The sequence below is a fragment of the Planktotalea sp. genome, assembly GCF_039984035.1.
Lineage (GTDB): Bacteria > Pseudomonadota > Alphaproteobacteria > Rhodobacterales > Rhodobacteraceae > Planktotalea.
Genome location: NZ_JBDWVM010000183.1, coordinates 1 through 6,983 on the forward strand (window position 1 = coordinate 1; position 6,983 = coordinate 6,983).

Sequence of the window (6,983 nt, forward strand, 5' to 3'; positions counted from 1 at the left end):
GCCAGATACCGGTGATACCTGGTTTCACCGCAAGGCGGCCGAGCGCGCGCACTGGGTAGGCATCCACTTCTGTAGGCAACGCAGGGCGTGGACCAACAATCGACATTTCACCGCGCAAAACGTTTATCAATTGTGGAAGCTCATCAATCGAGAACCGTCGAATAAAGCGCCCTACCCGTGTGATACGAGGATCGGTTTTTGATTTGAAGCACAGGCCTTCGCGGTCAGAGGTTTTCAAAATTTCCTTGCGACGCTGTTCCGCATCCACGCACATTGAACGGAACTTGAGGATCTCAAAGTTACGCCCATTTTTGCCGACGCGTGTCTGACGAAACAGGGCGGGACCTTCGCTATCCAGTTTGACCGCCAAACCCGCCAGCAGCAAAAGTGGTGACAGGATCAATGCCGCGCTTCCTGCGATTGCGATGTCGAGAGAACGTCGTGCGATTGCACCTTTGGACGCTTTGCGCAGACCCTGCATCGCCGAGCGCGCGAGGAAGCTTACATTACCGACCAAGTAGCGGTTCGCCATGCGTCGCGGCTCTACACCAAGGCGCCAAATCCATTCGCACCCGACTTTACGGAAAACTTTCGGAGCGCGCGGCACGTTGCCAGAGATAAAGTCGAATGCAGCGCCAACACCCATCGTAAGGTCTGCGTTGATGCGGTGGGCATTTTTGTACAACCAAAGGTCTTGCTTTGGCACGCCCATCGCGACGAGAACGATGTCTGCACCGCTAATGTTGATGTCTGCGATAACCGCGTTGTCGTCAGCCGCCTGTGCAAACCCGTCGCGTGTGCCTGCAATGCGCAGACCGGGGTTTTTAAACACGAGCGCGCGTGCCGTGGCTTCGGCCGTTCCGGGTGTGCCGCCGAAGAGGTAGATGGATTTACCTGTCTTTGCCGCCTGCGCGACGAGTTCAGGGATAAGATCCGTGCCGTTCAAATTCGCAGTGAGGGGCTTGCCCACCAGCTTGCTCGCAATTGCAACGCCTGACCCGTCAGGCAAAAGCATATCGGCAGATTGTACTGCAGCTGCATACTGACGATCACGTGCCATGACGTTGAAGCAATGCGCATTCATAAAGGCGACTCGCTTGCGGCCGGGGCTGAGAAGAGCAGAAATTGCATCGGCACTGTTCATGTCTACAAGTGAGGCACTCAGTGAAGAAATGTAAGTTTGGCGCACAGGGCGAACCAGATCAAAGGATTGATTAAATTGAGCGTGTAGTGTCATTTCAGCAGCTTTCGTTGAATTTCGAACTGCTTATTTCATCAACGATTACAGCCCTTTGGTGCAACGGAACAGGCGGACAGGAATGGGTCCATTTCGAGGTGCGAACGGCTCTGATGGAGCGACAGTCCATCACTTTGGGCCACAACCCTATCCGTTCGGGATAGGCCTCAAGTAAATTCTCACTGCGGTTGCCTTAATGCTGACGCAGAATATAGTATCATTCAGAGCAGTCTTGTTAGGACACCAAGTATGAGAGTATTGATCGCCGACGACCACGACCTGTTACGGGACACACTTGTGATGTTCCTCGAGGGCCAAGGCGCGATGAAAACCGCCGCTGTGGGCACGTTGGATGAGGCAATCGCGCGCATCAACGCGGATGAGGCCTATGATCTTGTCTTGCTCGATTACAACATGCCCGGCATGAACGGGTTAGACGGCCTCAAGAAAGTATTGGCGATGGACGGGTGTGAACGCGTCGCGCTGATCTCTGGCGAAGCGTCCAAGCAAATTGCAGAAGACGCATTGGAAGCAGGCGCTGCTGGTTTTGTCCCTAAATCTCTTCCAGCCAAATCGCTGATCAACGCGGTGAAGTTCATGGCGATGGGTGAACAATACGCCCCTATCGACTTTATGACAGCTATCGAAGAGACACCTAAGAACGCTTTGGCTGAAACGCTAACGCCGCGAGAGCTTCAGGTGCTTGAGGGACTGACACAGGGTAAATCGAACAAAGAAATCGCCCGCGATCTCGAAATCACAGAGCCAACTGTCAAACTGCACGTTAAAACGCTCTATCGGAAAGTGGGGGCATCCAATCGAACGCAGGCTGCTCTCATCGCGCGCGAGGCGGGGCTTTTTTAGGCAGGACGTTCCGCCAACTACCCAAAGGAATAGGCAGCGGCGCAAACGACCCATGCTCCTCTCCTGCAGCGCAACTGCACGCTCACACATAATAAAGTACTCATCGGCTAAGGAGATTGCCGATGACAATGACTTTAACAGATACATTACCCAAACCTTCAAAATCACGCGGGCGCGGATTAGGACACCGTATTCTTGTGGGTGGATCGCTCAGCGATCTGCGTCGCTTCCCCCGCTATTTGGCGATTGCTTTGCTCGGCGCAGCTCTTATCTGGGCGCCCTTGTTGGGATACTTGAAAAACGCCCCACTCACCTATCGCTCTACGACGTCGCTCATTTTGCCCGGCTCTGGCGCGTCAGCCTCCATGAACGTAAATGGCATCGGTCAGGCGTCTTCCTATGCGAACTCAGCATTCGCCAGCAACGCCGTCAGCCCCACAGAAACATACAAACGTTTGCTTGGCGCGGATCGCATCGTCGATGCTGCTGCATCTTCAATGGGTTTGACCCGCTTGGAACTCGGCGCTCCGCGCATTCGTCTTGTCGATCAAACCAGCCTTATCCACGTGGAAATGACGGGTGGCACCCCCGAAGACGCCCAGCGCCGTGGCGCCGCTCTCATTGCTGCGTTCTTCGCAGAACTTGATGCGCTGCGCACAGACGAAGTTGTCACGCGAGAGGACAGCGGCGCCGAAGCGATTTCCGATTATCGTGTCGCAGTCGCGCAAACACGGTCACGGATCGAACAGCTTCAAACGCAAAGCGGTCTGCTTTCAGTGGACCAATACGACACCCTTGTTGATCGCCATCAGAACCTTGAAACTCTGATCCTTGAGCGACGCGCGGGTTTGAGCGAACGCCGCGCGAGCCTGACCGCGCTAGAAGCGCAGTTGGGTCAGGATGCCACGCGCGCGGCAACGACGTTGAAGCTTTTTGCCGACGCCGGATATTTGGCATTGCTTGACGATGTTGCGCGCTTTGAAGTCGCGCTGTCAGAAGCAAACTCATCCTATGGATCACGGCACCCAAAAGTCGTCTCTGCACGCAACGCGCGCGACGAAGCCCAGATCGTTGCGCTCAATCTGGCGCAAGACGTGACAGGCTTTGATCGCGACACGCTGCGCGGGTTAGACATCGCGCCGAACGGTGCACGCGCCGACCTCCTATCTGAACTCGTTCGCAAGAAAGTAGAATTTGACGCGGCGGAGCAAGAGCTCACAACATTGCAGCTGCAATTCGAAACAGCGCAGTCCGAGATCGATCAACTCGCGGTGGTTGCTGCAAAAATGCAAGACTTGGAACGCGACTTCTCTGTTTCAGAAGCGGTTTTCGCAACTGCAATTGCGCGCGCAGAGTCCAGCAAGTCTGACGTCTACGCGTCCTACCCCTTGGTGCAGGTGCTCGAAGACCCCTCCTTGCCGCAAAAGCCATCCTCACCAAACCGCAAGCTCGCGCTGATGGCAGGGATTGCAGCGACCCTCATGCTTTTGTTTGGCCTATCCTTGGGCTGGATCCGCGCCGCCCTGCTGTCGCGCTTGTTCACAAAGCCAAAAGCGTAAGTCATGGACGAGCTCAATCCAATCGAACGCTTTGTCTACAAGACTCTTGTGTGGACATGGCCCTTCTACGGCCTCGGCGCGCTCTATGTCGTCGGTCCGGTCATCGCTTGGCTCCTTGGCGGGCTTTGCGCTCTGATCCTCTACTTTGGCCCTGCGGTGCGCGACGACATGCGCGCCACAGGGTCCATTCCCCCAGTGGTTTGGGGTTGGATTGTGGGCATGTTCGTTTTGCTTGTGGCGCTTTGGGTTGGGCATTTTGATTGGTCCCTTGGGACAAAACAAACTATCAAGTCCTCTATTGGTTGGGCCAAGGGCTGGGCACTGCTTGCTCTCTTCCCATTGATCGGTGCTGTTTTACCGATCCGCCGCGACGTGCTTGCGCGGGGTCAATGCATCATTGGTCTTTGGACGCTGATCCTTGCCCCTATTCTGCTCGCCGCGCCGATGATCGGTTTGCCAGAGCGTATTTTCACATCACCTCTCAAGGCAATCGGTGGACCCGGTCCCGAATATTTCTCCGTCTATTTCTTCACGTGGGACCCCAGCAGCTGGACGCCAAGATGGCAATTCTACGCCCCGTGGTCCCCGTTTGCAGCCCTCCTTGGCGTGGTGATGGTGCTCTTCGCGCTTGAAGAAAAAGACATCAAATGGCGCAGTATCGGCTTGGCCGCGGGCGCATTGATGATATTGGCCTCAAAATCACGCATGGGCCTCGTTGGACTTACGGCCTGCACCATCGGCCCGCGCATGATGCCGCTGCTTTTGCGCGGTTGGGCATGGCAGGTCGCTGCTGCATTAACGGCGTCCATGGCGGTCTTGGGCACGCGCGTCGCAATGGCTGCGATAGACGGTGTAGCCGCCTTTAAAGGTGCGCGCGCAGACAGTACGCGCGTGCGTGAAACCCTTCAAAGGATCGCATCCGAGCGGTGGCAGAACGATGCATATTGGTTCGGACATGGAACCGTTCAACCAGGCAGCCATGCCGTAGAATACATGCCCATCGGAAGCCACCACACGTGGTATGGTTTGCTTTTTGTCAAAGGCGCGGTTGGTTTTCTTGCCTTACTCGTCCCTTTTGTGTGGCAAACATTGCTCGCCCTGAAAGACGCCGCAGTTAGCCCACGAGGTTACCTACCGCTTGGTATCATGATGACTTTGACGCTCTTGTCCTTCGGCGAGAACATTGAGATCGAAGCCTATCTTCTGTGGCCTGCGCTTGTGGTCTTAGGCATTCACGCGCGCGAGTTGGAAGATTTGCGCAACGACGCAGAATGAACGCGCGGGTAAACGTCAGCCTTCCATCCGTTCTACGTCTACAAAGCCAGTCGGCGTGCGCAATTTGTGGCGCACTTTGTTCACCTGCCCCAAGGTTTGCTCAACAAAGCACCCCTTTTTAGCAGCGGCTATTAGGGCAATTTGATCCTCGAGTGGGTTAGGACTTTCCAAGAAAATATCGATGTCGAACGACTTTGGCCCAGTCTCATAGATGCGCTCTTTCGGGGTCCACTGCCACACGATCTTGCAATCCACGTTTAGATCATCGATCTGCACGTCCATCCGTTTCGCAAAGGCCCGAAGCTGGGTCATAATGCATCCCGTCAGCCCCCCTATAAAAAGCGCGAGAGGCGGCGGAGCGGATGCATCCCCTCCATGGAAAGGCCCCTCATCGGTGGCGAGCGTGAAGCTCTCTTCCATCGGCTCGGTCATTTTCACATCGAGATCATTGCGCATCTTACCAACGGCTTTACCCGAACAGGTAAAGACAACCTCTAACGGATCTTTGGGCTGCTCAATTGTCATGGTCACTCCTCCAAAATCGCGACCGCGCGCACGAAACCGGCAGAGGCGGCTTTGATCTTGAACGGGAAGCAGGAAAGCGTGAAGCCTGTCGCAGGCAACTGGTCCAGATTGGCAAGTTTCTCAATGTGGCAATAGCCGATTTCCATACTCGCGCGGTGCCCTTCCCAGATGATGGACGGGTCTTTTTCCTCGGCAAACCGCGCGGCGGTTAAGGGGAATGGCGCATCCCAGCTCCACGCATCGGTGCCCGTCACGCGTACACCCTGCTTGAGCATGTGTAGCGTAGCCTCCCGCCCGATCCCGCAACCTCGGATCAAGTAATCAGGCTCCCCATAGCGTGCACCCGCCGCGGTGTTCACCACAACGATATCCAATGGTTGCAAACTGTGCCCAATGCGCTCCAGTTCGGCATCGATTTCATCGGGCGTCACCACATGCCCATCTGGCAGATGCCGAAAATCCAACTTCACCCCATTGCCGAAACACCATTCCAACGGCACTTCATCGATAGTAATCGCGCGTTCACCGTTATTCATCGTGGAGTGATGGTGATAGGGCGCATCCAGATGGGTGCCGTTGTGGGTGTAAATCGTCAGCTTTTCGATGGCCCACCCATCCCCTGCGGGCAGTTCTTCAGGTGTCAGTCCCGGAAAGAACCCTGCCATTTGTTCCGCTGTATCCTTGTGACTCAGGTAATCGATCTGCGGCAACATGATTTCTGGATCAGAGGGGATTTCAGCCTCAAGCGGGACAGAGAGATCGATAAATTTACGGGGCATGAGATGTTCTCCTACAAGAGGCCGATTGCGATGGGAGGAAAGAGAATAATAAGGACGAGGCACAAGAGCATCATCAAAGCGAAAGGCGCAGCGCCAATGAAGATATCGAGCAGGCTGATGCTGTCGTCATCCAGCGTCGATTTGATCACATAGACCGATATTCCAAATGGCGGCGTAAGTAGTCCGATCTCAACAGCGATGACGGTGACAATGCCGAACCAGACCAAATCCACGCCCATGGGCACCACGATGGGAAGCATCAGCGGAACAACGATCAACATAATGGACGAGCTGTCCAAGATCATGCCGAGCACGATCACCACCAGAACGTAACCCGCGATCAGGCCCAAGACGCCAAGGTCGGCCGTTGCAGCCATTTGCCCGAAAGTGACCGGTACGCCTGAGAACGCCAACATGCGCGAATACATCTGCGCGGCAATGATGAGAAAGCACACCGACGCTGTCACAAGGCCGGTTTCCACTAGAACTCGCCATAATGCGGGCAGGCTCAAACGTCGTTTGATCAACCCGATAACGAGTGCACCGATTGCGCCAATGGCGCCCGCTTCCACGGGTGTGAAGAGGCCAAGGTAAATGCCCCCTAGCACGATCGCGATCAAGGCAGTGATAGGCAAGCCTTTCGAGATCAGCTCGCCTGTCGTCATGCCTGTTCCATCTGCGCTTAGGCTCTCACCAACGAACTTTGGTGCAAAACTTGCCATCAAAACTGTGCCAACGCCGAAT

The 6,983-nt window shown here is 55.3% G+C and carries 7 protein-coding genes; 3 read left to right on the forward strand and 4 right to left on the reverse strand.

What is annotated here, in order from left to right; genetic code table 11:
- On the reverse strand, window positions 1–1,237 hold a 1,237-nt coding region (locus ABJQ89_RS08360), incomplete at its 3' end, for a WecB/TagA/CpsF family glycosyltransferase (protein ID WP_348495792.1).
- Window positions 1,238–1,486: 249 nt separating this feature from the next.
- Between ABJQ89_RS08360 and ABJQ89_RS08365 the strand changes: the two genes are divergently transcribed.
- From ABJQ89_RS08365 to ABJQ89_RS08375, 3 genes are all read left to right on the forward strand, one after another.
- On the forward strand, window positions 1,487–2,101 hold the full coding sequence (locus tag ABJQ89_RS08365) for a response regulator transcription factor (protein WP_348495793.1): 615 nt from the start codon (window positions 1,487–1,489) through the stop codon (window positions 2,099–2,101).
- A gap of 122 nt (window positions 2,102–2,223) precedes the next feature.
- Window positions 2,224–3,660, forward strand: a complete 1,437-nt coding sequence (locus ABJQ89_RS08370; RefSeq protein WP_348495794.1) for a hypothetical protein — start codon at window positions 2,224–2,226, stop codon at window positions 3,658–3,660.
- Between the two features lie 3 nt (window positions 3,661–3,663).
- A complete protein-coding gene (locus tag ABJQ89_RS08375) occupies window positions 3,664–4,935 on the forward strand; it encodes an O-antigen ligase domain-containing protein (protein ID WP_348495795.1) in 1,272 nt (423 codons plus the stop codon).
- A 15-nt stretch (window positions 4,936–4,950) separates the two neighbouring features.
- On the opposite strand, the gene ABJQ89_RS08380 is transcribed toward ABJQ89_RS08375, so the two are convergent.
- The 3 genes from ABJQ89_RS08380 to ABJQ89_RS08390 form a co-directional block, all read right to left on the reverse strand.
- The gene (locus ABJQ89_RS08380) at window positions 4,951–5,460 is read right to left on the reverse strand and encodes an OsmC family protein (RefSeq protein WP_348495796.1); all 510 of its coding nucleotides are present in this window, start codon (window positions 5,458–5,460) and stop codon (window positions 4,951–4,953) included.
- 2 nt (window positions 5,461–5,462) lie between these two features.
- Window positions 5,463–6,239, reverse strand: coding sequence for a cyclase family protein (locus tag ABJQ89_RS08385; protein WP_348495797.1), 777 nt, complete (start codon window positions 6,237–6,239; stop codon window positions 5,463–5,465).
- 11 nt (window positions 6,240–6,250) lie between these two features.
- Window positions 6,251–6,983, reverse strand: a 733-nt coding sequence (locus ABJQ89_RS08390; RefSeq protein WP_348495798.1) for a TRAP transporter large permease subunit, incomplete at its 5' end; no start/stop codon positions are given.

Bases quoted from the DNA above. Each gene is read 5' to 3' on its own strand.
- ABJQ89_RS08380 (WP_348495796.1), bottom strand. From the start codon at position 5,460: ATGACAATTGAGCAGCCCAAAGATCCGTTAGAGGTTGTCTTTACCTGT.
- ABJQ89_RS08375 (WP_348495795.1), top strand. From the start codon at position 3,664: ATGGACGAGCTCAATCCAATCGAACGCTTTGTCTACAAGACTCTTGTG.
- ABJQ89_RS08370 (WP_348495794.1), top strand. From the start codon at position 2,224: ATGACAATGACTTTAACAGATACATTACCCAAACCTTCAAAATCACGC.
- ABJQ89_RS08365 (WP_348495793.1), top strand. From the start codon at position 1,487: ATGAGAGTATTGATCGCCGACGACCACGACCTGTTACGGGACACACTT.
- ABJQ89_RS08385 (WP_348495797.1), bottom strand. From the start codon at position 6,239: ATGCCCCGTAAATTTATCGATCTCTCTGTCCCGCTTGAGGCTGAAATC.